This window comes from Rhodococcus sp. GXMU-t2271 (genome assembly GCF_041414735.1).
GTDB lineage: Bacteria > Actinomycetota > Actinomycetes > Mycobacteriales > Mycobacteriaceae > Rhodococcus > Rhodococcus indonesiensis.
This window is the reverse complement of the sequence record NZ_JAUIZP010000023.1, coordinates 34,411-58,939: the sequence shown is the minus strand read 5'-3', so window position 1 is coordinate 58,939 and position 24,529 is coordinate 34,411. Positions and strand designations below refer to the sequence as shown.

Below are 24,529 nucleotides of genomic sequence, written 5' to 3'. Positions count from 1 at the left end.
GAAGAAGTGCGTACAACTGTGCCCGGCGCCGGATCCGGCACCGGGCACAGGATAGCTGTTCGGGGACGCTGCCCCCGAATCACGCAGCGGTGAGGATCAGGATGCGGCTTCGGTGCGCTCGCGACGGGCGGCCTCGCGGGCGAGGGACCGATCGCGCATCTCCTCGAACTTGACCGCCTGCTTCTCGAGCTCCTCGAGGAAGGTGCCGAGCTCGTCGAGGATGCGGGCGCCCTCGGCGCCGAAGTCCTCACGCTCGAAGATGCGCCACTTGCGGAGCACCGGCATGACCACCTCGTCGAGGTGCTGACGCAGGTCGTAGATGCCGTGCTTGGCCATCAGCACGCCGTTGCGGCGGAAGTTGGGCATGCCGGCGCCCGGCATCTGGAAGTTCTTCAGCACGTCGGTGATCGCCGCGAGGGTCTGATCCGGAGCCACATCGAGAGCCGCCTCGCAGATGTTGCGGTAGAAGATCATGTGCAGGTTCTCGTCGGCGGCGATGCGCTGGAGCATCTTGTCGGCGATCGAGTCGTGGCACGCCCGGCCGGTGTTGCGGTGTGAAACGCGGGTGGCCAGCTCCTGGAAGGTGACGTACGACACCGAGTGCAGCATCCCGACCTCGTTGGGCGAGGCGAACCCGTTGGTCATGTGCTCCATGCGGGCATTCTCGAGAGCGACGGGGTCGACGCCGCGGGTGACGACGAGGTAGTCGCGCATCACGATGCCGTGGCGGTTCTCCTCGGCGGTCCAGCGGCCCACCCACGTGCCCCACGCGCCGTCGCGGGAGAAGCTCTCGGCGATCTCGCGGTGGTAGGACGGCAGGTTGTCCTCGGTGAGCAGATTGGTGATCATCGCGGCCTTGGCGACCTCGTCGAGCTTCGACTGCTCGGGCTCCCAGTCCACCCCGCCCATCGCGGCGAAGTTGCGTCCCTCGTCCCAGGGCACGTAGTCGTGGGGGTGCCAGTCCTTGGCCATCGAAAGGTGGCGGTTGACGTTCGCCTCGGCGACGGGCTCCAGCTCGCGCAGAAGCTCCAGCTGAGTCAGAACTCGCGTCATTCCGTATACCTCTCTACAACTCTGCGTATCACGAACGAATTACAGGCTACGGCACCGTAGGTTCGGTGCCTGCATGTCTGTGACGTACTCCAAATTCGGCCGACCAGGGCCTGACCGCCGATGGGACCCTTCACAGGCGGTGACGTCGTTATCCTACCGGGTGGACTCGGCACCCCGGCGCGACGCGCGGGAATGAGCCCGTGTCTCCTCCGGAACCTCAGCGCTTGCCGCCACCGAGGAGTCCGCCGAGCAGATCGCCCAGGCCGCCGCCGTTGCCGCCCAGGACGCTGCCGAGAACTCCGCCGAGGCCGCCGGAAGCACCCCCGCTTCCCGTGCCGCCCGACGCGCTGCGCAGGAGCCCGCCGAGCAGATCACTCAGGCCACCCGGCTCGCCGGACTTCCCGGCCTGCCGGGCCAGGTACGTCAGCACGATCGGAGCGAGGATGGGCAGCAGTCGCGCGACCAGGTCGCTGCCGCCCGCACCGTCGGCGCGGCCCAGCGTCTGCACGACCCGGTCCCTGTTGTCGCCGAACACGTTCGACACGATCCGGTCGCCGTCCGCGGTGTCCACATCGGTCACGTTCACCCCGCCCTCGAGCAGGGGCGAGTCGCGGTGCTGGTCGAGCGCCGACAGCAGGGACGTGGCGCCGTCCGGATCCCGGGTATTCGCCTCGAGGCCGCCGACGAGCGTGGGCAGTGCGGCCCGCACCGCGGTGGCCGCCGTCTGCTCGTCCACGCCGAGTCGACGAGCGATCTGGTCGACCGGGATCTGCGAGAGGAGTTCGTCGAGTGAGGACATGGGCACCGAGGGTAGTCACCGTCGTCGCCCCGGTCGCGGTTCCACGTCGGCGTTTCGGCTACGCGGACGTCCGCCGCCCCGCGATCACCGCACACAGCAGCGCGACCCCCAACCCGCTGACGAGCAGCACGAACCCGGTCTGGTTCGTCAGTGCGGTCGCGTGGTTCACCCGCACGTAGTCGTCGAACCGTTGGTGGACCCGCACCGCGAAGGCGCCGGTCGCGACGAGACCGAGTACCACCCCGGCCCAGCCCGCGACCGCCGAATCGAACAGGGCGGCCAGGAGCAGCAGGACGGCGGCGAGGACGAGCGGTGCCGCGAATGTCTGATGGACCGGAAGGTCGGCTGCGCCGAGAGCGGAGACGTCGCCGGCCGCGATCCCGTCGCGCAGGTCGGTCAACGGGATCTCGGTGGGCCGGGCCCCGGCCAGCACCGGTAGGAACGAGCCGATCCCCAGGGCGACGGCAGACAGGAACAGGCCGAGGTCCACGAAGCTGCGCACGCCACTCCCATCGATCGTCGGATCGGTTTCGTGAGCGATGACACCCTAACCACAGTTCGGGTGCGGTAGCAGCGCGGAACCGGCGATTCGGACGCCGTGTCGGGTGCGCGGGTCCGTAATCTGAGGTGACGGCACACCCGGACCCGGAAGGGGAACTACGTGATGGCGGGCAACGAGACGGCACAGCGGTCGGGACTTCCGCCGTGGGCGAAGAAGGCCTTGTGGAGCGTCGCCGCCGTGCTCGCACTGGTGGTCGCGTACTTCGCGCTGGCGGCGTTCGTCCCTCGATGGTGGGCGCAGCGGGTCGCCGGGCTGGCCGACGCGGGCTTCGCCCGCGGGACGGCCTGGGGCCTGCTGTTCGGCATGGTGTGCACCTTCGTGCCGTTGGCCCTGTTCGCCGCGGTGTGGCGGATCCGGACGTGGCGACGTCATCGCGTCCTGCAGGTGGTGTTCGTCGTCGCCGCCGTGGTGGTGGCGATCCCCAACTTGATGACGTTGAGCATCGTGCTGGGCAACGGGAACGCGGCCCATGCGGGGGAGCGGATCCTCGACGTCGATGCCCCCGGATTCCGGGGCGCGACGCTCGTCGGCGCCGTCGTCGGAGTGGTCCTGTTCCTCGTGTTCGCCGCACTGAGCTTCATGTACCGCAAACGCGGCCGCGATCTCGAGCGCGAGCGGGCCCGGGACGAGTCGGAGTTGCGAAGCGACCGTCCGGGCAGGGTGGCCGGCGCGCCGGACTAGCCGGCGACGACGAGGTGCGGCGAGACGCCGGCCGGTGGCCGGGAGTGTCCGTTCCTGCCGGTGGCCCGGGAGTGTCGCAGTGCCCCCACCAGGGCTCGAACCTGGGACCTGCGGATTAAAAGTCCGTAGCTCTACCAACTGAGCTATAGGGGCGTGGGCGCACAGTCTAACTGCATTGCGCCGGTCAACAGTATCGGACGGGCGTGCCGCTCGAAGGCTCGGGTGCGCACCCCCTGCGGCGCACCCGAGCCGGGTAAAAGCATACCACTTGGTGTGTTCCGTGCGAAGACGGGAAATGCCTGGCTGCGCGCGTGCCGGTTGGGCGGCGGCTACAGTGGCGATCGGGGGGGACCGCCGGTCACGTTCGGAGGCACGAACCCCCAATGTCACGTCAGCAAGAGCGGGCGCGGCGCACCCGCGCGGCCATTGTCGAATCCGCGGCGATCGAATTCGCCCGGCGCGGATACGGCGCCGCCTCGGTCAATGCGATCCTCGAGCACTCCGGGGCCACCAAGGGCGCGATGTACTTCCACTTCGATTCGAAGGAGGAGCTCGCCCGGGCGGTGCTCGCGGAGGGCCTCGAACGTTATCGGGTGATCACCGAGCGGTGGTTGAACGCGCCGGGGCTCGATCCCTTCGAGCGGTTGCACGGCCTCGTCGGAGATCTCGCCGACGCACTGCAGAGCGACGTCATCATCCGGGCGGAGTTCAAACTCGTGACCGAACCCGAGTTCGACGCCGAGGCCAAGCTGCGCGGCAGCTCGGTGTGGGGAGCCGCCGGCCGCCGGCTGGCCGTCGAGGCGCGGGACGCGGGGCTGTTCCGCGCCGGAGTCGACCTCGAACGGTTCCTGGGTGTGCTCGGGGCGTGCCTGGCCGGCCAGCGCTACTTCCACGATCTCACCGCCGAGGACGTCGATGTGCGGGCCCGGTTCGCGGAATGCCTGGACGTGTGCCTCGAGGCGACGGCCGCGCCGGAGTGGCTCGAGCGGCGGCGTGGTGGGCCGGAGTCGCGCGTGGAAGGCGAACAATCGGCATGACCTGCTGATTTGTGAATCCGGAAACCGGTGTCCTAAGCTATCCAAGCTCCCAACGGAACGCGAACCCGTTGAGGGTGCGGGTCGGAGTAATCCGGCGGGCCCCCTTCGTCTAGCGGCCTAGGACGCCGCCCTTTCAAGGCGGTAGCGCGGGTTCGAATCCCGTAGGGGGTACGCTTGCGGAAGCAGTATCACCGCATGCAGTACTGTTCGACCACAAGTGAAGAGCATGGCCCTGTGGCGCAGTTGGTTAGCGCGCCGCCCTGTCACGGCGGAGGTCGCGGGTTCGAGTCCCGTCAGGGTCGCAGAGTTGGCAATTGGCATTCGGTTCGGGTGCCGTCCGGCCAGGTAGCTCAGTTGGTACGAGCGTCCGCCTGAAAAGCGGAAGGTCGCCGGTTCGATCCCGGCCCTGGCCACCACACAACTTCATACGGTAGGCCCACCGCCCGGCGGTGGGTTTTCTGTGGAAATCCCCTTCCGGGGATGCACACGGCCCTGTGGCGCAGTTGGTTAGCGCGCCGCCCTGTCACGGCGGAGGTCGCGGGTTCGAGTCCCGTCAGGGTCGCTTCACGGCGAAGGCCCGGTCCCGAAACGGACCGGGCCTTCGTGTTGTCTGCTGCAGCCGCGCCCATCGGCGCGGATCGGTTCCCGCCGTCTCGCCTTCCGGCGGGTCTTCGACGGCGGAACATGTCCCCACGCTGTACGTTCAGTTTGCACCGGACCCGGTGCGGTTCCGGCGCTGATCCGCAGGGCAGAGCCGGGTCGGGTGTCGGGCGAGAACATGTTCTAGAGTGAGTTCGATCTTCCGGACGGACGCACTCCGGTGACACGACGAACGAGGTGATCTGTGCGAGTAGCTCTGCTGTCGTACCGCAGCAAGCCGCACTGCGGTGGTCAGGGCGTGTACGTTCGACATCTCAGCCGCGAACTCGCGGCACTCGGTCACGACGTCGAGGTGTTCTCCGGTCAGCCGTACCCCGAGCTCGACGACGGGGTCACCCTGGTGAAGGTCCCGAGCCTCGACCTCTATCGCGACGACGACCCGTTCCGCATTCCGCACCCGCGGGAGATCCGCGACACGATCGACCTTCTCGAACTGGGCACGATGTGGACGGCGGGGTTTCCGGAGCCGTTGACCTTCAGCCTGCGCGTGGCCCGGCTGCTGCGCGACCGGGCCGGGGAATTCGACGTCGTGCACGACAACCAGTGTCTCGGCTACGGCTTGCTCCGGATCGCGGACGCGGGCCTGCCGCTCGTCGCGACCATCCACCATCCGATCACCCGCGATCGGGAGCTGGACCTCGCGAGCGCCCCGACGTTGCGCCGCAAGATCACGTTGCGCCGGTGGTACGGATTCCTGCGCATGCAGGCCCGGGTGGCGCGACGCATCCCGACCCTGCTCACCGTCTCGAAATCCTCCGAGGACGACATCCGTACCGCGTTCGACATCCCCGACGGGCGCTTGCGCACGATCCCGCTGGGGGTGGACACGGAGGTCTTCGCCCCGCCGGCGACCGAACGCGTGGCCGGCCGCATCGTGTGCGTGGCCAGCGCGGACGCACCGCTCAAGGGCGTCGCCAATCTGCTCGAGGCGGTGGCGAAGCTCCGTACCGAGCGGCAGGTCGAGCTGGTGCTCGTCACCAAGCTCGCCGCGGGCGGCGTCACCGAGAAGCTGATCGAGCAACTCGCCATCGGGGACTCGGTGCGCACCGTCTCCGGGATCGACGACGGCGAACTGGCCGAACTGCTCGGTTCGGCGCAGGTGGCTGCGGTTCCGTCGCTCTACGAAGGGTTCTCGCTGCCCGCAGTCGAGGCCATGGCCTGTGCCACGCCGCTGGTGGCGAGCCGGGCAGGCGCGATTCCGGAGGTGGTCGGCGATGCGGGCATCCTCGTGCCACCGGGCGACAGCGAACAGCTGGCTGCGGCGCTGGCACGGGTTCTCGACGATCCCGCCGAACGGGCCCGGCTGGGGTCGGTGGCGCGGGCCCGGGTGCTCGAGCGATTCAGCTGGGCGGCCGTGGCAGCCCGGACCGCCCAGGCCTACCGGGATACCGTTGCAGCCCAGGCAGGAAGGACCGAAGTCTGATGCTGACAGTCGATTTCGACCGGCTGGGGATCGAACCCGGCGACCGTGCCATCGATATCGGCGCGGGCGCCGGACGGCACTCGTTCGAGCTCTACCGCCGGGGCCTCGACGTGGTGGCGTTCGACCGCAGCGCGGAGGACATGAAGGCCGTCGGCGACATGTTCGCGGCGATGGAACTCGAGGGACAGGTACCCGAGGGAGCACTGGCCCGGGCCGAGGTGGGCGACGCCCTCGCCCTGCCCTACGACGACGAGACCTTCGACGTGGTGCTGATCTCCGAGGTGCTCGAGCACGTGCCCGAGGACGACCGCGCCATCGCCGAATTCGTGCGGATACTCAAGCCCGGCGGCGTCGCGGCCGTCACCGTCCCGCGGTGGTTGCCGGAGAAGATCTGCTGGGCGCTGTCCGACGCGTATCACGAGGTCGAGGGCGGCCATGTCCGGATCTACAAGGCCGACGAGCTGGCAGCGAAACTGACCGCCGCCGGCCTGACGGTGCGCGGCCGGGACCACGCCCACGCCCTGCACTCGCCGTACTGGTGGCTCAAGTGTGCCGTCGGCGTCGACAACGACGACAACCCCCTGACGAAGGCATATCACCGGCTCCTCGTGTGGGACCTGATGCAGGGGCCGTGGCTGACCCGCACCGCAGAGTCGTTGCTGAACCCGGTGCTCGGCAAGAGCGTCGTGTTCTACCTCGAGAAGCCGACGGTTCCCGTTGTCGGCCGCTGACTTCCGCCCCGGCGGGGCACGGCCGGTGGTTCCGGCCGTGCCCGGGGTGCTGTCGGAGGAACAGTGCCTGCAGACCGCCCGTGCGATCGCCGACATGCAGGAGCCCTCCGGAGCTGTCCCGTGGTTCCCCGGCGGTCACACCGACCCCTGGGACCACATCGAGTCCGCGATGGCGCTCACCGCCGCGGGGCTGCTCGAGGAGGCGGAGGCAGCCTTCGACTGGTCCCGTCGGACCCAGCGCCCGGACGGCTCGTGGCCCATGCGGTTCCGCGGGGACGTCGTCGAGAACCATGACGCCGACACGAACTTCACCGCGTACATCGCTGTGGGGGTGTGGCACCACTACCTCGTCACGGGCGACACCGACCATGTGGTGCGCTTGTGGCCGACGGTGCGGGCAGCCCTCGACCATGTGCTCGAGCTGCAGACGCCCGGCGGCGAGATCTACTGGGCGCGCGGTGAACACGGCACGGCCGACGAAGCCCTGCTGACGGGGTGTTCGAGCATCCACCACAGTCTGCAGTGCGGGCTGCGTCTGTCGGAGGTGGTCGGGGACCCGCATCCGGACTGGGAGGTCGCGTGGTACCGGCTCGGCCACGTGCTGCGACGGCATCCGGAGGCGTTCACGCCCAAGCCGGAGTACTCGATGGACTGGTACTACCCGATCCTCGGCGGGGCGGTGCGCGGTGCGCCGGCCCGGCAACGGATCAGGGAGCGCTGGGACGATTTCGTGGTCGGCGACATCGGCATCCGCTGTGTCGACCACCGGCCGTGGGTGACGGGTGCCGAGACGTGCGAACTCGTGCTCGCTCTGGACGCGATCGGGGAGACCACGACGGCCCGGAATCTGCTGGCCGCCATGCAGCACCTCCGCGACCCGGACGGATCGTACTGGACCGGAATGGTCTTCACGGACGGCAAGCGCTGGCCCGTGGAGAAGAGCTCCTGGACCAGCGCCGCGGTCGTCCTCGCCGCCGACGCGCTCTCCCGCAGCACCGCGGGCAACGGCGTGTTCCGCGACGCCACCGCACCCGCCGGTTGGGTCGCGGCGGAGAGCTGTCACGAGGACTGCCGGGTGACGGTCTGAGCCGTCAGCCCGGCAGCACTCCGGCGGTGCCGGACGTGCGTTCGAGCACGCGCAGCGAACCGGTCACCGACACCTCGGTGAACTCGCCGCTCCCGAGTGCGCGCAGGTAGACCTCGTACGGGGGGCGACCGCCGTCCTTCGGGTCGGGGAACACGTCGTGGATGATCAGGGCGCCACCGACACGCACCCACGGCGCCCAGCCCGCGTAGTCCGCCTGCGCCGCCTCGCTGCTGTGACCACCGTCGACGAACACGAACGACACGGGCGTCCGCCAGAACTCCGCGACCTGGCCGGATCGTCCCAGCACCGCCACGACGTGGGATTCGAGGTCCGCGTCGGCCAGGGTGTGGCGGAACCGTCCCACCGTGTCGAGACGCCCGGTGTGCGGGTCGACGAGGGCCGGATCGTGGTACTCCCACCCGGGCTGGTGCTCCTCGGACCCGTGATGATGGTCGATCGTGACGATGGTTCCCCCGGTGGCCTTCGCGGCGGCACCGAGATAGACGGTCGAGCGTCCGCAGTAGGTGCCGATCTCGACGCCGACCCCGTCACCGAGGTACCGCACTGCGGCGTCGTGCAGGGCCGTGCCCTCGTCGATCGGCATGAAACCCGGTGTCGCCTCGGCCAGCTCGATCGTCTCCCGGGGCAGGGTGGTGCGGGGCATGATGATCTGTCTCCGTTCGCTGCGGTCCACGGTGTGCTCGGAAGCGGTACGTATTGGAAACACAGTACCCACCACCGGTTCCGGCGCGACACCCGACGAGCCGCCGAGGCAGGTCAGGCGCCGTAACCGCCGTCGACGGCGAGCATCTGCCCGGACACGAAGTCCGCCCGGTCCGAGGCGAGGAAGGCGACGGCCTCGGCGACGTCGTGGGCGTCGCCGAAGCATCGCAGCGGAATGTTGTTCCGCGCGACCGACAGTGCGTGCTCGTCGAGGTCCCCGGACCCGATCAGCCGGGCGGCCGTGCCGTCGGTGAGCATGCCGGGTCCCACCGCGTTGACCCGCACCCCGAATCGGCCCTCCTCGACCGCCAGCGCCCGCACGAGGGCCTCGACCGCACCCTTCGGTCCGGCCGACAGGCCGTCCCGGACCGGGAACCTGCGGGTCGCCGCCGTCGTCACGGCGACGATGTTGCCCCGCGACTCCCGCAGCCGGGGCAGTGCCGCGTGGACGAGGTTGAAGAACGCGCCCGCGTCGCCCACGAGCTGGTCCCGGAACTGTGCGGGGGTCACCCGGCTCAGGTGCACCATCGGCACGTGCGGTCCCGCCGCGTGGACGAGAGTGTGCAGCGCACCGAAGGTTGCGACGGCCGCGTCCACGACCCCGGCGGCCGCTGCGCTGTCGCTCAGCTCCACCTGCAGTGCCAGCACCGTCGCGCCGAGTGCACGCAGTTCCGTCTCCAGATCTGCAGCGGCCGCGTCGTTGCGGTGGAACGTGAAGGCGACGTCGCTGCCGCGCTCGGCCAGCATCCGGCACACCGCCCGGCCGATCCCGCCGGTGCCGCCTGCCACGAGGGCCGCGCCCGGCCGGTCCGCGAAGTCCTGCACTGCTCACTCCCTCGCGCCGCACCGACGGCAGCTCATTTCGCCGCCTTGCGGCGCCGGGCGAGCACGCCGCCGATCATCGAGTCGAGCTTGGTGCCGAGCGGCCACCCGACGTAATGGCACAGGAACAGGGCGATCTCCTGCAGTTGCCGTTCGTCGAGTTCCTCGTTGTGGAGTGCCGCCCCGACCTGGATCTCGGCCACGTCGATCAGCCCCTGCGCGGTGAGCGCGCCGAGCAGCAGCAGCCGCCGGTCGCGGATGCTGAGTCCGGGCCGGGACCAGATGTCGGCGAAGAGGTGGTCTGCGGTGACGGCGAAATGGTCGCCGGGTCCGTCCTGCATCTCCCAGCCGTACACCTGCGACATCATGTCCAGGCCACGGCGGCGGCGGTCGTCGGTCATGCGGGCTCCTTCCGTCCTGCGTCCTCGCCTCGACCCACCCCGAGACCCGGACCGAGGTCGCCCAGCGCGCGCGCCGCGAGGGGCAGGTCGACGCCGAGCCGGGCGCCGAGCCCCAGGGCCAGCGACAGGTCCTTCTCACCGAGGGCGCGCACGTGGTCGAGGATCGGGAACCAGAAGTCGTCCGGCGGGATCGGTGCCGTGGTGTCCCGGAGCATGATCGCCCCGGCGCCCCCGCTGATCGCGTCGGTGTGGCGGACCACCTTCCCGAGCGCGGTGATGTCCAGTCCGGCCGCCTCGGCGAGGCGCTGCGCCTCCGCGGCCGCGGTGAACGACACGAAGTGCAGCAGGTTCCGGGCCAGCTTCATCCGGGTGCCCGCGCCGACCGGACCGGCGTGCACGACGAGGTCGGAGAACCACGAGAACGGCTCGCGCACCGTGTGGAACGCCGCGTCGGAGGCGCCGGCCATCACCGCGAGCCGGCCCTGCTCGGCGCCCGGTGCCCCGCCGCTGACGGGAGCATCGACGAGTTCGATTCCGTGCTCGGCGCATTCGGCGGCGAGGTCCACGGCGGTGGTGTCGGCGACGGTCGAGTGGACCGCGACGACCGTGCCGGGCCGCGCGGCGCCGAGCAGCCCCGCCACGACTGTGCGGACCTGGGCGTCGTCGACGACGGTGATGCAGACGATGTCGCATTCGCGCGCGAGATCGGCGGGGTCGTCGGCGGCTCGCGCGCCGGCCGCGGTGAACGGCGCGACGGCCTCGGGTCGAGTGTCGAGAACGGTGAGCCCACCCGGCCGGTCCAGCAGTCGCTTCGCCATCGGCGCCCCCATGTTGCCGAGGCCGATGCAGCCGAGCCGGGTCACGAGCGGATCACCTGGCCGCCGTCGACATTGAAGATCTGTCCGGTGATCCAGTCCGCCTCGTCGGAGAGCAGGAACAGGCACATGCCCACCAGGTCCTCGGGCGTGCCCATACGTTTCAGCGGCAGCCTGGAAACCATGTCCGTCACCATGCTTTTCGGAGTGACAGTGCGGGTGGCCTCGGTGTCGATCGGTCCCGGGGCGATCGCGTTGACACGGATGCTCGACCCGCCGAGTTCGGCGGCCAGTTGCTGGGTGAGGCCGTTGACGCCGACCTTGGCCAGGCCGTAGAAGCCCGAATACACCCAGGCGGCGGTCGACGACTGGTTGACGATCGAGCCGCCCCTCTCCGTCATGTGCGGCCACACCGCGCGGGTGACGTTCAGCACGCCGTCCATGTTCACGCTCATGAACTTCTTGTAGTAGTCCCACGGAACCGTCAGCAGCAGATCGAGTTTCATGCCACCGTAGATGGCGGCATTGTTGACGACGTGGTCGATGCCGCCGAACGTCTCGACCGTGAACTCGGCGAGATCGACGGCCGAACCGGGATCGGACACGTCGACGCGCGAGAAGGCGGCGGTCCCGCCGTCGGCGACGATCTGCTCGGCCACGTGCTCGCCGCGCTCGGTGTCGATGTCCGCCACGACGACCGAAGCGCCTTCGGCGGCAAGAGCCTTGGCGTACGCCTCACCGATGCCCTGGGCCGATCCGGTGACGATCGCGGTGCGGTCGACGAAACGTCCTGCGTTGCGCGTCATGTCGGTAGCCTCCCTACCGCGCCGCCGGTTCGGCGACGAGCTTGGTCTCCAGGTACTCCTCGAAGCCGGCCACACCCATCTCACGGCCGGTTCCGGACTGCTTGTAGCCGCCGAACGGGGCGTCGGCGGCGTACCAGATCCCGCCGTCGACGCTCAGGGTGCCGGTGCGGACCCGCTCGACGACTCTGCGGATCCGGTCCTCGTCGGTGCCCCAGACGGCTCCGGACAGGCCGTAGGGGGAGTCGTTCGCGATGCGGATCGCTTCGTCGTCGCCGTCGTAGGGGAGGATCACGAGGACCGGCCCGAAGATCTCCTCCCGGGCGACCCGTGCGTCGTTGCCCACCCCGGCGATCAGTGTCGGTTCGACGAAGAAGCCACGTTCGTGCTCGGCGGGACGGCCGCCGCCGGCGACGATCGTCCCGCCCTCCTCGACGGCGAGCCTCAGATAGCCCTCGACCCGTGCACGCTGGCGCTCGGAGATCAGCGGACCGCACACCGTGCCGGGGTCGTCCGGGTCGCCGGGCCGGATGCCGCGCAGCGCGTCGGCGGTGACGCGGATCGCCTCCTCGTAGCGGTCACGGGGGACGAGCAGACGGGTCGTGATGGCGCAGCCCTGTCCGGCATGGGTGCACACGGTGAAGGCGGCCATCGAGCATGCGGCGCCGAGATCGGCGTCGTCGAGCACGATGAATGCCGACTTGCCGCCGAGTTCGAGGAACACCCTCTTCACGGTGTTCGAGGCGGCGCGCATCACCGACCGGCCGGTAGCGGTGGATCCGGTGAACGACACGAGATCCACCCGCGGGTCGGTGGCGAGCAGGGCGCCGAGGGCATGGTCGCTCGAGGTCACGATGTTCACGACCCCCGGTGGAATGTCGGTCTCTTCGGCGAGGATCCGGCCCACGACCGCGGCGCACCACGGGGTGTCGGGCGCGGGTTTGAGCACCACGGTGTTGCCGGCGGCGAGCGCAGGCCCGAGCTTGGCGAAGTTGATCTGGTGCGGGAAGTTCCACGGGGTGATCGCCCCGACGACACCGGCCGCCTCACGGAGCACGTAGCGGTGGGTGGGGATGCCCATCGGCGCAGCGTTGCCGAGATCCTGGCGCCACGCGTAGTTCTCGGCCAGATCGGCGAAGTACCCGAGGTCGCCGACAGGTCCCTCGAGATGGGCCCCGGTGGTGAGGAACCGGGGGGCGCCGGCCTCGGCGATGGTGATCGCCCGCAGTTCCTCGAGGTGACCGCGCAGAGCATCGCGGAGCTGACGCAGGCAGCGGGCGCGGAAGGGGTGGTCGCGGGACCAGCCGGTGGTGTCGAAGGCGCGACGGGCTGCCTCGAGCGCGGCGTCCGTGTCGGCGGCGGTGCCGTCGGCGGCGGTGCCGAGCACCTCCTCCGTCGCCGGGTTCACGACGTCGAACGTGCCTCCCGAACCGGGAACGAGTTTGCCGTCGACGAGCAGGGCCGAGCTGCCGGTCGGAATCAGGGACATCGGTGCTTCCGTTCGTCGGGGCGGCGTGGCTGGGCGGTATCGGAACGGGTCCGGAGGAGCGCCGGGTGCCGGCGGCGGCACGATGTGATGCCCCTCATTTTCTGGACAGCTGTCTGGACTATAGTTCGGCCCGTGGGGTGGCGCAATGCTGCCGACCGGCGCGGCGGCGACGGCACGCGTGAACGGGCCCCGGGAAGGTCTGCGGATTCCCCGACGACGGCGGACTCAGGATCGCGCGGAGGCGGCGCGAGCGGCGGCCAGCGCGCCCGCGACCACGTTTTCGTAGATGCGGTCGAGGTCGAGTTCGTCGCCGAGGAAGCCGCTGCGCACGATCACGGCGAACCCGTGCATCGCGGTGAACAGGCTCACCGCGGCCTCGAGGGTGTCCTCTTCCGGCACCCCGCACGAGGCGAGCATCGAGCGGAGGGCCGAATTCGCGTCGAGAGCCGCCGCGAGCAGGGCGCTGCGGTTGCTCGGCTCCGCCGTCAGCGCCTGGTAACGGTGCGGATGCTCGGCGGCCCACGCCCGGTGCGCATCGATGAGGGCGCGCAGGCCCTCGGGTCCGCTGCGGCCCATTGCCACCTCGCGGAGCCGGGCACCGAGATCGGTCATCGTCCGCACCTGGATCTCACCGCGGACGTCGTCGAGTCCGCGGACGTGGTTGTAGAGCGAGGCGGTGACGATGCCGAGACGGCCGGCGAGCGTGCTCATAGTCAGCTGCTCCCAGCCGGACTCGTCCACCACCGCCAGAGCCGCGTCGATCACCTTTTCGCGGCTGAGATTTCGGCGGCGAACCGGCCTCTTCCCTTCGGTCCCCATGCGCACATCCTACGGGTCTTCCATTTCTGACGAATGTGTGTAGTTTCTGAACGACGGTCATTCGTAAACACGTGCGAGGTGGTCCCGTGACGGCATCACGTATCGACCTGAAGAACCCCGACCTCTACACCGAAGGCGTCCCGCACTCCTTCTTCGACGAGCTGCGGCGCAGCTGTCCGGTCTACCGGCAGGACGAGGAGGACGGACCCGGCTACTGGGCAGTGACGCGGCATGCGGACGTCATCGCGGTCTCGCGCGACAGTGCCACGTTCTCGTCGGCGCTCGGCACGACGCAGATCGACGAGTTCGACGAGGAGACCCGCCTCAAACAGGCGGCGATGCTCGTCAACCTCGATCCGCCCGAGCACACCCGATTGCGCCGGCTTGTCAGCCGCGGATTCACGCCCCGGATGGTCCGGACGCTCGAGGGGCACATCCGCGAGATCTGCAACCGCGTCGTCGACGATCTGATCGAGCGGGGCCGCGACGGTGCGGTCGTCGACTTCGTACCGGTGGCCGCCGCTCCGCTTCCGCTCGAGGTGATCGCCGCCCTGCTCGGTGCACCCCGGGAGGACGTCGGCAGGCTCTGCGACTGGTCCGACCGGATGATCGGGTTCGACGACCCGGAGTACGGCAACACCCGGGCCGACGGCGAACTCGCCGCGGCAGAGATCTTCCTGTACGCCGACGAGATCGCCGCGGCGCGCAGGATGGAGCCGCGCGACGACATCGTCACCAGGCTCGTCCAGCCGGACGAGAACGGCGACACGCTGTCCGCGATGGAGTTCGACATGTTCTTCGTGCTGCTGGTGGTGGCCGGGAACGAGACGACGCGCAACGCCACCGCCGGCGGCATGCAGGCGTTCGTCGACCATCCGGAGCAGTGGCGCCGCCTGCAGGCCGAACCGGAACTCGCCGCCGGCGCGGTCGAGGAGATTCTCCGCTGGGTCACTCCCGTGCTGGGATTCCGGCGCACCCCGACGTGCCCGGCGAGGATCGGTGACCAGCCCGTGGGAGCGGGGGACAAGGTGGTCGTGTACTACCCGAGCGCGAACCGGGACGAGGACGTCTTCGACGACCCGCACGTCTTCGACATCGGGCGCAGCCACAATCCGCACGTGGCGTTCGGGGGCACCGGCGTGCACTTCTGCCTCGGTGCCCACCTGGCACGACTGGAGTTGCGCATCCTGTTCGAGACCCTGGCGCGCCGGATCGAGCGCGTCGAGCCCGCGGGGCCGGTCCGGCGGTTGCGCTCGAACTTCGTCAACGGCATCAAATCCATGCCCGTGCGGGTGTATCCGAGGGGTTGACCGGTATCCCGAGACCGTTGCCTCGGACAGGCGACCGTAGTAATGTCCAGACACGTGTCCAGAAATGTGAATCTCGAATCCACTCGCCGCCGTCTCACCGAGAAGCAGGCCGACACCGTGGATCGCCTGACGCGCGCTGCCGTCGAGGTCCTGCGGGAAGAGGGGTTCGCAGGACTGACCGTCCGCAACGTCGCCGCCCGGGCCGGTGTCGCACCCGCGACCGCATACACCTACTTCTCGTCCAAGGAACACCTTGTCGCAGAAGTGTTCTGGCGTCGGCTCGCCGCCTCGCCCGAACCCGAGGCGGCCACGACCGACCGTGTCGCCCGGGTGGTCGCGGTATTGCGCAACGTCGCGCTGATGATGGCCGACGAGCCCGAACTCGCCGGTGCGGTCACCAGCGCACTGCTCGGCCGCGATCCGGACGTCGAACACCTGCGCACCCGCATCGGCCTCGACATCCGGGCGCGGCTCGCGACGGCCCTCGGCCCCGACGCCGATCCCGACGAGATCGAGGCGCTGGAAATGCTCTACGCCGGCGCCCTCGTCCGCGCGGGAATGGGATACGAAACCTACGAGAAGATTGCCGATCGGCTGGAGACCTCCGCCGCACTGCTATTGGAGTAGCGCATGACTCAGGCTTCGCTCGAACCGCTCCTGTTCGATCCCTACGACTACGGCTTCCACGAGGACCCGTACCCGCTCTACCGGCGTCTGCGCGAGGAAGCGCCGCTCTACCGCAACGACGACCTCGGCTTCTGGGCCCTGTCCCGCCACTCCGACGTCGTCGCGGCCTTCCGCGACCACACCCGACTCTCCAGCGCCAACGGCGTCTCCCTCGATCCGTCGGCCTACGGACCTCACGCCCACAAGGTGATGTCGTTCCTCGCGATGGACGACCCGCGCCACATGCGTATGCGCCGGCTCGTCTCCGAGGGATTCACCCCCCGCCAGGTCGCCGAGCTGCGCGGCCGCATCCTCGAACTGACTCTCGGATACCTCGAAACATCGCTGGAGAAGGCCGAATTCGATTGGATCGCGGACCTCGCCGGCAAACTCCCGATGGATGTCGTCTCCGAACTGATGGGTGTGCCCGAGGCCGACCGGGCCGAACTGCGCCGGCTGGCGGATCTGGTGGTGCACCGGGAGCAGGGCGTGCTCGACGTCCCCGTCGCGGCGATGGAGGCATCGCTCGAACTCGTCGGCTACTACGCGGACCTGCTGGCGCACCGCCGCATTCACCGAGCCGAGGATCTCACCTCGGCCCTCCTCGACGCCGAGATCGACGGCGACCGCCTCGCCGACGACGAGATCATCGGCTTCATGTTCCTGATGGTCGTCGCGGGCAACGAGACCACCACCAAACTCCTCGGCAACGCGCTGTACTGGGGTGCGAAGAACAAGACCGAGCTGGCCGGCGTCCTCGGCAACCCGGACGCCGTCCCCGGCTGGGTGGAGGAGACCCTGCGCTACGACACCTCCAGTCAGATCGTCGCGCGCACCGCCACCACCGACATCGGCCTCCACGACGGCACCATCCGTGCGGGCGACAAGGTGCTGCTCCTCATCGGTTCCGCCAATCGCGACGCCGAGGTGTTCGCCGATCCCGACACGTTCCGCATCGGCCGCGACAGCGCCTCCAAGATCGCCAGTTTCGGTCGCGGCGTGCACTTCTGCCTCGGTGCCCACCTCGCGCGTCTCGAGGCGAACATCGCGCTCGCACAGTTCGCCGCGCGCGTCGCCGACTACGACGTCGACTTCGACCGATGCGAGCGCGTCCACTCCACCAACGTCCGAGGCTTCGCGGCCCTTCCCGTAGAGGTGGCCCGACGACATGCCTAGATTCGAGCCCAACCCGCCGCGCCGGCCCTCGATCGTCAGCGGCGCCTCCTCCGGCATCGGCGCGGCCACCGCGTTCGCGCTGGCCGCGCTCGGTCACCCCGTCGCCCTCGGCGCCCGGCGCGTCGAACAGTGCGAGGCCCTCGCGGAGAAGATCCGCGGCGAAGGCGGCGAGGCCTTCGCACACGTCCTCGACGTGTCGTCCACCGACTCGGTCGACGAGTTCGTCACCGCCGCCGAGGACGCCCTGGGCCCCGCCGAGATCGTCCTGTCCGGCGCCGGCGACATGGACTTCCGGCTCGTGCACGAGATGAGTCCGGACCGGTTCGAGTCCCAGGTGAACGTCCATCTCGTGGGCACGCAACGTCTCGTCCATCGCGTGCTCCCGGGAATGATCGAACGGCGCCGCGGCGACTTCGTCGTCATCGGGTCGGACTGCGCCGACGTCGCGCGGCCCCGCATGGGTGCCTACGTCGCCGCCAAGACCGGTCTCGAGGCGCTCGTGCGCCAGATGCGGATGGAACTCGAGGGCACCGGGGTGCGCGCCTCGGTGGTGCGTCCGGGCCCGACGCAGACCGGGATGGGGCTCGACGCCCCCGCCGAGGTCATCGAACCGCTGATCGCCGACTGGACCAGGTGGGGCTTCGCGCGGCACTCGTACTTCCTTCGCGCCTCCGAGATCGCGAACGCCGTCGTCGCCGTCGTCTCGGCCCCGCGCGGCACCCACCTGGTGCTCACCGAGGTACAGCCGGAAGCGCCTCTGCAGGAGGACTCCCGGGGAAAGGACCCCGCATGACCACGATCATCACACCCACGCGCGTCTCGGGGGGCGAGCACGAACACGGCCACCTCGAGGAGCTGCGCACCGACCCCATCGGTCTGCTGAAGCGCGTCCGCGAGGAGTGCGGCGACGTCGGCGTCTTCCGGCTCGCCGACCGCAACGTCGTGCTGCTCTCCGGGGCGCGAGCCAACGAGTTCTTCTTCCGCTCCGCCGACGAGGACCTCGACCAGCAGGCCGCATACCCGTTCATGAAGCCCGTCTTCGGCCAGGGTGTGGTCTTCGACGCCAGTCCCGAGCGCCGCAAGGAGATGCTGCACAACTCCGCACTGCGCGGCGAACAGATGAAGGGCCACGCGGCCACGATCGAGCGCGAGGTCCGGGACATCGTCGCGGGATGGGGCGACGAGGGGGAGATCGACCTGCTGGAGTTCTTCGCGGAGCTGACGATCTACACGTCCTCGGCCTGCCTGATCGGCAAGAAGTTCCGCGACCGGCTCGACAGCCGGTTCGCGCGCCTGTACCACGACCTGGAGAAGGGCACCGACGCGCTCGCCTTCGTCGACCCCTACGCGCCCATCGAGAGCTTCCGTCGCCGCGACGAGGCGCGGCGCGGGCTGGTCGCCCTCGTCGAGGAGATCATGGTCGACCGCATCGCGAACCCGCCCAGGGGCAAGGAGGATCGCGACATGCTCGACGTCCTCGTCTCGATCGAGGACGAGGACGGTGTCAAGCGGTTCAGCGCGGACGAGATCACCGGCATCTTCATCTCGATGATGTTCGCCGGTCACCACACCACGTCGGGAACGGCGGCCTGGGCACTGATCGAGTTGCTGCGCAACCCGCAGTACCTGCGCGGGGTCACCGACGAACTCGACGTCCTCTATGCCGACGGTGAGGGCGTGAGTTTCCATGCCCTGCGGCAGATCCCGCTGCTCGAGGCGGTCCTGAAGGAGACGTTGCGGCTGCACCCGCCGCTGATCCTGCTGCTGCGCGTCGCGCGCGGCGACTTCGAGGTCGAGGGGTATCGGATCGGGGCGGGCGATCTCGTCGGCGCCACCCCGGCGATCTCCAACCGCATCCCGGAAGATTTTCCGGAGCCCGATTCGTTCGATCCGGGCCGCTACATCGATCCACGGCAGGAAGACATCGTCAACCGCTGGACCTGGATCCCGTTCGGGGCGGGCCGGCACCGATGCGTGGGAGCGGCGTTCGCCCTCATGCAGCTCAAGGCGATCTTCTCGGTCCTGCTGCGGGACTACGAATTCGAAATGTCCCAGCCGTCCGGAACCTACCGCAACGACCATTCCAAGATGGTGGTGCAGCTCGCGCAGCCGTGTGCGGTGCGCTACCGCCGCCGGATGTGAGGACACGCGCCGTGAAAGTGGAAGCAGACCTCGACCTGTGCCAGGGGCATGCGATGTGCTCGCTGGAAGCACCGGACGTCTTCGGCGTTCCCAGGCACGGCACGGTCCGGATCCTGATGGACGACATACCCGAAAACCGGCGCGGCGACGTCGAATCCGCCGTACGGTACTGCCCCACCCGAGCCCTCCGCATCGTCGAGGACCGATCCCGAGGAGACACGTCATGGCACCGTTCGACCGAGCAGAACTCGACGAGATGATCGAACGCTGGATCGGAGCCAACAAGAGGGCCGAGGCGGCCGGCGACTGGAAGCCCCTGGCCGAGATGTACACCGAGGACGCGACCTACGGGTGGAACTACGGTCCCGAGAACGACTTCATGGCCGTCGGGAGGGAGGAGATCCGCGAACTCGCCCTCGGCCAGGAGATGGCAGGCCTCGAGGGATGGCAGTACCCCTACCAGCGGTTCGTCGTGGACGAGCGGACCGGCGACGTCATCGGCTTCTGGAAGCAGGTCGCCGACGCTACCCGCGACGACGGGTCGCACTACGAGGTGTACGGCTTCGGCGGCAGCTGGTTCCGCTACGGCGGGGACTTCCGGTGGTCCTGGCAGCGGGATTTCTTCGACTTCGGCAACGTCTCCCACCTGTTCCTGGAGATGATCACCGCCGGCACCCTGTCGGACGGCATGAACGAGCGGATCGAACGGTCGGCGTCGACGAAGCGCCTGCCCGGCTGGTATCCGGCCGGGCAGGCGCCGGTGCCGCTGTGGTGAGCCCGGTGAACGTCCGCGACTCGTTCGCCGCGCTCACCCGGTCGGACCTCGCCGTCCTCGTCCCCGAACTGCTGCTGTGCGGCCAGCTCGTCGACCGGTCCGGGATGGCGCATGTGATCTCGGCGTTCGGACGGCAGGGGATGGCCGAGGTGGCCGTCGAGGAGTGGCAGGCGTCGAGCCCGTGGTACACCCGGCGCATGCAGCGCGCCCTGCAGTACGAGGGCGACGGCGTCGAGACGATCTTCAAGGGGCTGCAACTCGACATCGGTGCGCCGCCGCAGTTCATGGACTTCCGGTTCCGCGTCGACGACCACGACCACGGCGAGTTCCGGCTCGACCACTGCGGCGCGCTCATGGACGTCGAACCCCTGGGCGAGGCGTACGTGACGGCCATGTGCCACGACATCGAGGACCCCACCTTCGACGCGACCGCTCTCGCCACCAATCCGCACGCGCAGGTGCGGCCCATCCACCGGCCCCCGCGCCGGCCGGCCGACCGCCACCCGCACTGCGCGTGGACGGTGACGATCGACCCGTCGCACGTGCCGCCGGAGACCGCACCGCACACCGAGGCGATCGGCAGTACCGCAGCCGCTGCGGTGGAACTGAGCACGATCGACCCTGCGGACGAGGGACTCGGCGACTACTCCGGACCCCTGCTCTCCGACCTGCGGTTCGCGGACTTCTCGCACTCGGCGCTCGTGCGGATCGCGGAGGAGGTGTGCCTGCAACAGCATCTGCTCACGCTGGGATTCCTTCTCGGCGTGCGCAAACGCACCGACGAGGACACCGCGCTGTCCCTCGCCCGCAAACAGTTGACCGGCATCGCCGGACTGGCCGCCGAGCGGCTACGCGACGCCCTCGGGCTGCCGCGCGACTTCGAAGGACTGGCGACGGTGCTCTCGATCCATCCGGTGTTCGCGCCGAGGCAGTACGTCGAGCGCGACATCCGGTGGGAGCCCGGCAGGCTGCACCTGCGCCTCGCGCGGTCCGGGGGTGCCCACACGGACGGATCGTGGCCGACCCTGATCGACGGACACCACCTCGGGCCCCTGCAGGCGCTGGTGCGTGGCGTCGACCCGCACTTCACCGCGCGCGTGGTGTCCGAGGACGCCCACGCACTCGTCGTCGAGGTGGTCCGCGACGCCGAACCCGCGAACGAGTGCGGCGAGGTCGCGATCACCCGTTTCAGCACCGGCGCGACCTTCGCGTTCGCCGACCGGGGAATCCCTCTGCCGCTCACCGTCGTCTGAACGTCTTGCCCGTCCCTTTCCGCCCCGTCCTGTCCCGCCCCGCCCCGGCCCGCCCCGGCCGAATGTCACATCGGTTCGATCGAATCGAACCGATGTGACATTCGGCCACACAACCGGGTGTGGGGACGGTCAGTTCGCGGCGGCTGCGATGCCGGCGCGGCGGCCGAAGAAGCTGCTGTCCCCGAGCGACGTGCCGCTCGCGTAGCCCCCCGCGCAGACGCCGGAGGTGCAGCGGCCCGCGGCGTACAGGCCCGGGATCGGTTCGCCGGAGACGTGCAGGACCTCCGAGTTCACGGTGGTGTGCAGGCCGCCGAGGGTGAAGCCCGCGGTGCAGTTGCGCAGGTCCAGTGCTGCGACGGGGGTCCCGATCGGTCTGACCCACTCGGGCTTCTTCCCGAGGACGGGGTCGGTGCCGGCCGCGGCGTGCCGGTTGTACACCTCGACGGTGGCCTGCAGAGTGCCCTCCGGCAGGCCCATGTCGGATTCGAGTTCGGCGACCGTCTCCGCCGCCCACTTGGGCGGGAACCGGAAGTACGGGGTGGAACTCGTTGTGGCACAGCCTTCCTCGTAGGATGCCTCGTCTATGACGAGGTACGCCTGATTGTCGTTGCGCAGCAGGGTGAGCTGTCCGACGCGTCCAGGGTAGGTGTCCTCGGGGACGTACCGCTGGCCGCGGCCGTTGACGAGGATGCCGCGCGCCATCAGTTGCGGATCGGCGAAGAACGCCACCTCGGTGGCACCCATGTGCGCGAGGTCGGCGCCGAGGGCCTGAGCCATCCGAATGGAGCAGCCGTCGTGCTCCTCGATCGCGGCGGCCGGCCGGCCGATCAGCTGCGGGGCGAACGAGGTGACCATGGCGTCGTTGTACGCGAAGCTGCCGGTGGTGAGCACGACGCCGCGACGTGCCCGCACGAAGACCTCGTCGCCGAACTTCTTCGCGGCGATCCCGACGACCCGATCCGCGTCGTCGACGATCAATCGCTGCACCCGGATGTCGAACACTGGTGTCACCCCGAGTGATTCGGCCGTCTCCGCCAGGGGTTTCATCAGCATGTACCCGCCGCCCTGCTCACCGGTGCGCTTGTTGCTCATCTGCGGCACGTGGCCGCGCGGAGCGGGCGTGGCGATCTCGTTGAAGGGAGCGGAGTTCTCACCGCCCGAGTACATCAGGCCCTCGTCGCCGGGGATCTCCCAGCCGGGCTCGCCCCAGAACGCCGACTTGAACACCACTCCGTTGTCGGTGAGCCAGCGGTAGTGCTCGACGCTGCCGTCGCAGTAATCCGAGATCTTGGCCTCGTCGGCGCCGGGACCGAGGGCGGCGAGCATGAACGTCTTCATGTTCTCGGGGGTGTCCTCGAATCCGAGCTCGCGCTGGAGCGGTGTCCCGCCGCCCAGGTAGACGATGCCGCCGGACAGGGCCGCGGCACCGCCCCAGCCGCCGGTGCGTTCGAGGATCAGCACGTCGGCGCCGGCGCGGGCGGCCTCGATGGCGGCCGAGACCCCGGCGATGCCGTAGCCGGCGACGACGACGTCGGCCTCGTGGTCCCAGGCGGTGATCTCGGCGGCGCGCAGTGGGCGGAAGGCGGCAGTGGTCATGGAAGTGTTCCTTCTCTGTCGTGGACCGTCAGCGGGTCGATTCCAGCGTGGCGGCGAGCTTGTCGAGGTAGGCGAGGATCTCGTCCTCGGAGCGGTCGGGCAGGCCGAACATCACTTCGGTCACGCCGAGGTCGCGCCACTGCTGGAGCCTGGCGGGGTCGGGCCGGCCGGCCAGCACGACGATCTCCGGGGCGCCGTCGCGGCCGGCTTCGGCCCAGGTGGTTCGCAACCGTTCGACGCTGTCGTCGATGTCGCGCTCGATCGGGGTCGTGATCCAGCCGTCGGCGGAGCGCGCGATCCACGCGAAGGTGCGGTCGGTGCCGCCCGCGCCGATCAGCACCGGTGGGCGGGGCTGCTGGATCGGCTTGGGCCAGGCCCAGCTCGGACCGAACGAGACGAACCGGCCGTCGTAGGCTGCTTCGTCCTCGTTCCACAGGGCCTGCATCGCCTCGAGGTACTCGCGCAGCGCGGTGCGCCGCTTCCCGGGCGGTACACCGTGGTCGGCGAGTTCCTCGGCGTTCCAGCCGAATCCGGCCCCGAGGACGACGCGTCCGCCGGACAGGTGATCGAGCGTCGCGACGGTCTTGGCCAGCGTGATGGGGTCGTGCTCGAGGGGCAGGGCGACCGAGGTGCCGAGCCGGATCGTCGAGGTGACGGCTGCGGCCAGCCCGAGCGCGACCCACGGGTCCAGGGTCCGGCGATACCGGTCGTCGGGCAGCGTCTCGTTGCCGGTGCCGGGATGCGCGGATTCACGGCGCACGGGGATGTGGGTGTGCTCGGGGACGTAGAACGCGTCGAAGCCGCGTTCCTCGGCCGCTCGGGCGGCCCGCTCCGGCCGGATGCCGCGATCGCTCGTGAACAGGGTGATGCCGTGACGCACGGACGCTGCCTCCCTACTGGTCGAGTCCAGGCAACTGTAACGCGTTCTAGTGCTTGGTGGAACTCGTTCCAGACAGCTGTCCATTCTTTCCGGACGGGTCCGGGCGCCACGTGAAGGGGAGCGCACTACGCTGGCGGACAAGCGTACGAAAGGTGAAGGCGATGGCGGAGGCGAGCGCAGGATCGCGGTCGAAGGTGCGGTCCGCGTCGTTTCTGGGCGCGGACCTGAAGCCGGCCCAGCGTGCCCGCTACCTGAGGATCATCGAGACGGCGAAGGAGCTGGCCTCGGAGGGCGGTTACGACGCGGTCCAGATGCGCGCTGTCGCAGAGCGGTCGGGCGTGGCGCTGGGCACCGTGTACCGCTACTTCCCGTCCAAGAACCACCTGCTGGTGGTGGCGATGGTGCTGCTGTTCGAGGACCTGAGCAACAGGTTCGGCGAGACCGAGATCCCCGGCGACTCGGCTCACGAGCGGATCATGTCCGTCCTGCACGGTTACATCGGCCGGCTCGAGAGCGACCACAACCTCTACGACGCGCTCGTGCGGGCGGCAATGTTCGCGGACGCGTCGTCCTCGGCCGAACTCGACCGGCTCGGAGCGATCATCACCGGGATGTACGCCCGCGCGGCGGGGGTCGAGGTGGTCAGCGAGCAGCTGCTCAACGCGGTGCACGTGATCGCCGACGTGTGGATGTCGAACCTGGTGAGCTGGGCGGCCGGGCGAGCCACCGCGGACCAGGTGATGGCACACATGGACAGCGTGGTCCGGCTCGTGTTCGACCGGCTGGAGAAGCTGCAGGCGATCGGCTGACGCGATCGCCCGCGTCC

26 protein-coding genes and 5 tRNA genes are annotated in these 24,529 nt (G+C 69.5%); 18 read left to right on the top strand and 13 right to left on the bottom strand.

What is annotated here, in order from left to right:
* Positions 1 to 96: 96 nt before the first annotated feature.
* From QYS60_RS08740 to QYS60_RS08730, 3 genes are all read right to left on the bottom strand, one after another.
* Positions 97 to 1,053, bottom strand: a complete 957-nt coding sequence (locus QYS60_RS08740) for an acyl-ACP desaturase (protein ID WP_054371127.1) — start codon at positions 1,051 to 1,053, stop codon at positions 97 to 99.
* 217 nt (positions 1,054 to 1,270) lie between these two features.
* Entirely contained in the window at positions 1,271 to 1,852 is a 582-nt protein-coding gene (locus QYS60_RS08735) for a DUF937 domain-containing protein (protein ID WP_371382926.1), read from the bottom strand.
* Positions 1,853 to 1,910: 58 nt separating this feature from the next.
* Positions 1,911 to 2,354, bottom strand: coding sequence for a hypothetical protein (locus QYS60_RS08730; RefSeq protein ID WP_371382925.1), 444 nt, complete (start codon positions 2,352 to 2,354; stop codon positions 1,911 to 1,913).
* Positions 2,355 to 2,516: 162 nt separating this feature from the next.
* On the opposite strand from QYS60_RS08730, the gene QYS60_RS08725 reads away from it, so the two are divergent.
* On the top strand, positions 2,517 to 3,095 hold the full coding sequence (locus tag QYS60_RS08725; RefSeq protein WP_003936498.1) for a hypothetical protein: 579 nt from the start codon (positions 2,517 to 2,519) through the stop codon (positions 3,093 to 3,095).
* An 80-nt stretch (positions 3,096 to 3,175) separates the two neighbouring features.
* On the opposite strand, the gene QYS60_RS08720 is transcribed toward QYS60_RS08725, so the two are convergent.
* Positions 3,176 to 3,248, bottom strand: a tRNA-Lys gene (locus QYS60_RS08720).
* A 230-nt stretch (positions 3,249 to 3,478) separates the two neighbouring features.
* Here QYS60_RS08720 and QYS60_RS08715 point away from each other — a divergent pair.
* From QYS60_RS08715 to QYS60_RS08680, 8 genes are all read left to right on the top strand, one after another.
* A complete protein-coding gene (locus QYS60_RS08715; RefSeq protein ID WP_003936497.1) occupies positions 3,479 to 4,132 on the top strand; it encodes a TetR/AcrR family transcriptional regulator in 654 nt (217 codons plus the stop codon).
* Positions 4,133 to 4,230: 98 nt separating this feature from the next.
* A tRNA-Glu gene (locus QYS60_RS08710) sits at positions 4,231 to 4,303 on the top strand.
* A gap of 57 nt (positions 4,304 to 4,360) precedes the next feature.
* Positions 4,361 to 4,434 (top strand) — tRNA-Asp (locus tag QYS60_RS08705).
* A gap of 37 nt (positions 4,435 to 4,471) precedes the next feature.
* Positions 4,472 to 4,548 (top strand) — tRNA-Phe (locus QYS60_RS08700).
* Positions 4,549 to 4,620: 72 nt separating this feature from the next.
* A tRNA-Asp gene (locus QYS60_RS08695) sits at positions 4,621 to 4,694 on the top strand.
* A 282-nt stretch (positions 4,695 to 4,976) separates the two neighbouring features.
* Positions 4,977 to 6,215, top strand: a complete 1,239-nt coding sequence (locus QYS60_RS08690; protein WP_371382924.1) for a glycosyltransferase family 4 protein — start codon at positions 4,977 to 4,979, stop codon at positions 6,213 to 6,215.
* Entirely contained in the window at positions 6,215 to 6,946 is a 732-nt protein-coding gene (locus QYS60_RS08685) for a class I SAM-dependent methyltransferase (RefSeq protein WP_371382923.1), read from the top strand. Before QYS60_RS08690 ends, QYS60_RS08685 begins: the two co-directional genes overlap by 1 nt.
* Positions 6,933 to 8,033 (top strand): prenyltransferase, encoded by a 1,101-nt coding sequence (locus tag QYS60_RS08680; protein WP_371382922.1) that lies wholly within the window; start codon positions 6,933 to 6,935, stop codon positions 8,031 to 8,033. The genes QYS60_RS08685 and QYS60_RS08680 overlap by 14 nt, the downstream gene beginning before the upstream one ends.
* Before the next feature lie 4 nt (positions 8,034 to 8,037).
* On the opposite strand, the gene QYS60_RS08675 is transcribed toward QYS60_RS08680, so the two are convergent.
* From QYS60_RS08675 to QYS60_RS08645, 7 genes are all read right to left on the bottom strand, one after another.
* A complete protein-coding gene (locus QYS60_RS08675) occupies positions 8,038 to 8,697 on the bottom strand; it encodes a class I SAM-dependent methyltransferase (RefSeq protein WP_289378115.1) in 660 nt (219 codons plus the stop codon).
* A gap of 113 nt (positions 8,698 to 8,810) precedes the next feature.
* Positions 8,811 to 9,581, bottom strand: coding sequence for an SDR family NAD(P)-dependent oxidoreductase (locus QYS60_RS08670; protein WP_371382921.1), 771 nt, complete (start codon positions 9,579 to 9,581; stop codon positions 8,811 to 8,813).
* Between the two features lie 32 nt (positions 9,582 to 9,613).
* Positions 9,614 to 9,979, bottom strand: coding sequence for a carboxymuconolactone decarboxylase family protein (locus tag QYS60_RS08665; RefSeq protein WP_003936491.1), 366 nt, complete (start codon positions 9,977 to 9,979; stop codon positions 9,614 to 9,616).
* Positions 9,976 to 10,842, bottom strand: a complete 867-nt coding sequence (locus tag QYS60_RS08660) for an NAD(P)-dependent oxidoreductase (protein WP_371382920.1) — start codon at positions 10,840 to 10,842, stop codon at positions 9,976 to 9,978. The genes QYS60_RS08665 and QYS60_RS08660 overlap by 4 nt, the downstream gene beginning before the upstream one ends.
* On the bottom strand, positions 10,839 to 11,600 hold the full coding sequence (locus QYS60_RS08655) for an SDR family oxidoreductase (RefSeq protein WP_003936489.1): 762 nt from the start codon (positions 11,598 to 11,600) through the stop codon (positions 10,839 to 10,841). Before QYS60_RS08655 ends, QYS60_RS08660 begins: the two co-directional genes overlap by 4 nt.
* A gap of 13 nt (positions 11,601 to 11,613) precedes the next feature.
* Positions 11,614 to 13,086, bottom strand: coding sequence for an aldehyde dehydrogenase (locus QYS60_RS08650; protein WP_371382919.1), 1,473 nt, complete (start codon positions 13,084 to 13,086; stop codon positions 11,614 to 11,616).
* 225 nt (positions 13,087 to 13,311) lie between these two features.
* Positions 13,312 to 13,905, bottom strand: coding sequence for a TetR/AcrR family transcriptional regulator (locus QYS60_RS08645; RefSeq protein ID WP_371382918.1), 594 nt, complete (start codon positions 13,903 to 13,905; stop codon positions 13,312 to 13,314).
* Between the two features lie 86 nt (positions 13,906 to 13,991).
* Between QYS60_RS08645 and QYS60_RS08640 the strand changes: the two genes are divergently transcribed.
* The 8 genes from QYS60_RS08640 to QYS60_RS08605 all read left to right on the top strand — a co-directional run bounded on the left by QYS60_RS08640 (position 13,992) and on the right by QYS60_RS08605 (position 21,227).
* Complete coding sequence (locus tag QYS60_RS08640; protein WP_371382917.1) at positions 13,992 to 15,215, top strand: cytochrome P450; 1,224 nt, start codon at positions 13,992 to 13,994, stop codon at positions 15,213 to 15,215.
* A gap of 66 nt (positions 15,216 to 15,281) precedes the next feature.
* A complete protein-coding gene (locus QYS60_RS08635) occupies positions 15,282 to 15,842 on the top strand; it encodes a TetR/AcrR family transcriptional regulator (RefSeq protein ID WP_289378157.1) in 561 nt (186 codons plus the stop codon).
* Between the two features lie 3 nt (positions 15,843 to 15,845).
* The gene (locus QYS60_RS08630) at positions 15,846 to 17,057 is read left to right on the top strand and encodes a cytochrome P450 (RefSeq protein WP_371382916.1); all 1,212 of its coding nucleotides are present in this window, start codon (positions 15,846 to 15,848) and stop codon (positions 17,055 to 17,057) included.
* Positions 17,050 to 17,850, top strand: coding sequence for an SDR family oxidoreductase (locus QYS60_RS08625; RefSeq protein WP_371382915.1), 801 nt, complete (start codon positions 17,050 to 17,052; stop codon positions 17,848 to 17,850). The genes QYS60_RS08630 and QYS60_RS08625 overlap by 8 nt, the downstream gene beginning before the upstream one ends.
* Positions 17,847 to 19,199 (top strand): cytochrome P450, encoded by a 1,353-nt coding sequence (locus QYS60_RS08620; protein ID WP_371382914.1) that lies wholly within the window; start codon positions 17,847 to 17,849, stop codon positions 19,197 to 19,199. The genes QYS60_RS08625 and QYS60_RS08620 overlap by 4 nt, the downstream gene beginning before the upstream one ends.
* An 11-nt stretch (positions 19,200 to 19,210) precedes the next feature.
* A complete protein-coding gene (locus tag QYS60_RS08615; protein ID WP_371382913.1) occupies positions 19,211 to 19,459 on the top strand; it encodes a ferredoxin in 249 nt (82 codons plus the stop codon).
* Positions 19,423 to 19,974, top strand: coding sequence for a nuclear transport factor 2 family protein (locus tag QYS60_RS08610; RefSeq protein WP_371382912.1), 552 nt, complete (start codon positions 19,423 to 19,425; stop codon positions 19,972 to 19,974). The genes QYS60_RS08615 and QYS60_RS08610 overlap by 37 nt, the downstream gene beginning before the upstream one ends.
* On the top strand, positions 19,968 to 21,227 hold the full coding sequence (locus QYS60_RS08605; RefSeq protein ID WP_371382911.1) for a hypothetical protein: 1,260 nt from the start codon (positions 19,968 to 19,970) through the stop codon (positions 21,225 to 21,227). Before QYS60_RS08610 ends, QYS60_RS08605 begins: the two co-directional genes overlap by 7 nt.
* A 129-nt stretch (positions 21,228 to 21,356) precedes the next feature.
* On the opposite strand, the gene QYS60_RS08600 is transcribed toward QYS60_RS08605, so the two are convergent.
* Both QYS60_RS08600 and QYS60_RS08595 read right to left on the bottom strand, forming a co-directional pair.
* A complete protein-coding gene (locus tag QYS60_RS08600) occupies positions 21,357 to 22,823 on the bottom strand; it encodes an FAD-dependent oxidoreductase (RefSeq protein ID WP_371382910.1) in 1,467 nt (488 codons plus the stop codon).
* Between the two features lie 28 nt (positions 22,824 to 22,851).
* A complete protein-coding gene (locus QYS60_RS08595) occupies positions 22,852 to 23,703 on the bottom strand; it encodes an LLM class F420-dependent oxidoreductase (RefSeq protein ID WP_003936477.1) in 852 nt (283 codons plus the stop codon).
* A 161-nt stretch (positions 23,704 to 23,864) separates the two neighbouring features.
* On the opposite strand from QYS60_RS08595, the gene QYS60_RS08590 reads away from it, so the two are divergent.
* Positions 23,865 to 24,512 (top strand): TetR family transcriptional regulator, encoded by a 648-nt coding sequence (locus tag QYS60_RS08590; RefSeq protein ID WP_003936476.1) that lies wholly within the window; start codon positions 23,865 to 23,867, stop codon positions 24,510 to 24,512.
* Positions 24,513 to 24,529 lie beyond the last annotated feature (17 nt).

Coding starts and splice junctions, on each gene's coding strand:
- QYS60_RS08630 (WP_371382916.1), top strand. CDS start 15,846: ATGACTCAGGCTTCGCTCGAACCGCTCCTGTTCGATCCCTACGACTAC.
- QYS60_RS08675 (WP_289378115.1), bottom strand. CDS start 8,697: ATGCCCCGCACCACCCTGCCCCGGGAGACGATCGAGCTGGCCGAGGCG.
- QYS60_RS08620 (WP_371382914.1), top strand. CDS start 17,847: ATGACCACGATCATCACACCCACGCGCGTCTCGGGGGGCGAGCACGAA.
- QYS60_RS08665 (WP_003936491.1), bottom strand. CDS start 9,979: ATGACCGACGACCGCCGCCGCCGTGGCCTGGACATGATGTCGCAGGTG.
- QYS60_RS08590 (WP_003936476.1), top strand. CDS start 23,865: ATGGCGGAGGCGAGCGCAGGATCGCGGTCGAAGGTGCGGTCCGCGTCG.
- QYS60_RS08650 (WP_371382919.1), bottom strand. CDS start 13,086: ATGTCCCTGATTCCGACCGGCAGCTCGGCCCTGCTCGTCGACGGCAAA.
- QYS60_RS08740 (WP_054371127.1), bottom strand. CDS start 1,053: ATGACGCGAGTTCTGACTCAGCTGGAGCTTCTGCGCGAGCTGGAGCCC.
- QYS60_RS08735 (WP_371382926.1), bottom strand. CDS start 1,852: ATGTCCTCACTCGACGAACTCCTCTCGCAGATCCCGGTCGACCAGATC.
- QYS60_RS08725 (WP_003936498.1), top strand. CDS start 2,517: ATGGCGGGCAACGAGACGGCACAGCGGTCGGGACTTCCGCCGTGGGCG.
- QYS60_RS08715 (WP_003936497.1), top strand. CDS start 3,479: ATGTCACGTCAGCAAGAGCGGGCGCGGCGCACCCGCGCGGCCATTGTC.
- QYS60_RS08655 (WP_003936489.1), bottom strand. CDS start 11,600: ATGACGCGCAACGCAGGACGTTTCGTCGACCGCACCGCGATCGTCACC.
- QYS60_RS08625 (WP_371382915.1), top strand. CDS start 17,050: ATGCCTAGATTCGAGCCCAACCCGCCGCGCCGGCCCTCGATCGTCAGC.
- QYS60_RS08600 (WP_371382910.1), bottom strand. CDS start 22,823: ATGACCACTGCCGCCTTCCGCCCACTGCGCGCCGCCGAGATCACCGCC.
- QYS60_RS08610 (WP_371382912.1), top strand. CDS start 19,423: ATGGCACCGTTCGACCGAGCAGAACTCGACGAGATGATCGAACGCTGG.
- QYS60_RS08645 (WP_371382918.1), bottom strand. CDS start 13,905: ATGGGGACCGAAGGGAAGAGGCCGGTTCGCCGCCGAAATCTCAGCCGC.
- QYS60_RS08685 (WP_371382923.1), top strand. CDS start 6,215: ATGCTGACAGTCGATTTCGACCGGCTGGGGATCGAACCCGGCGACCGT.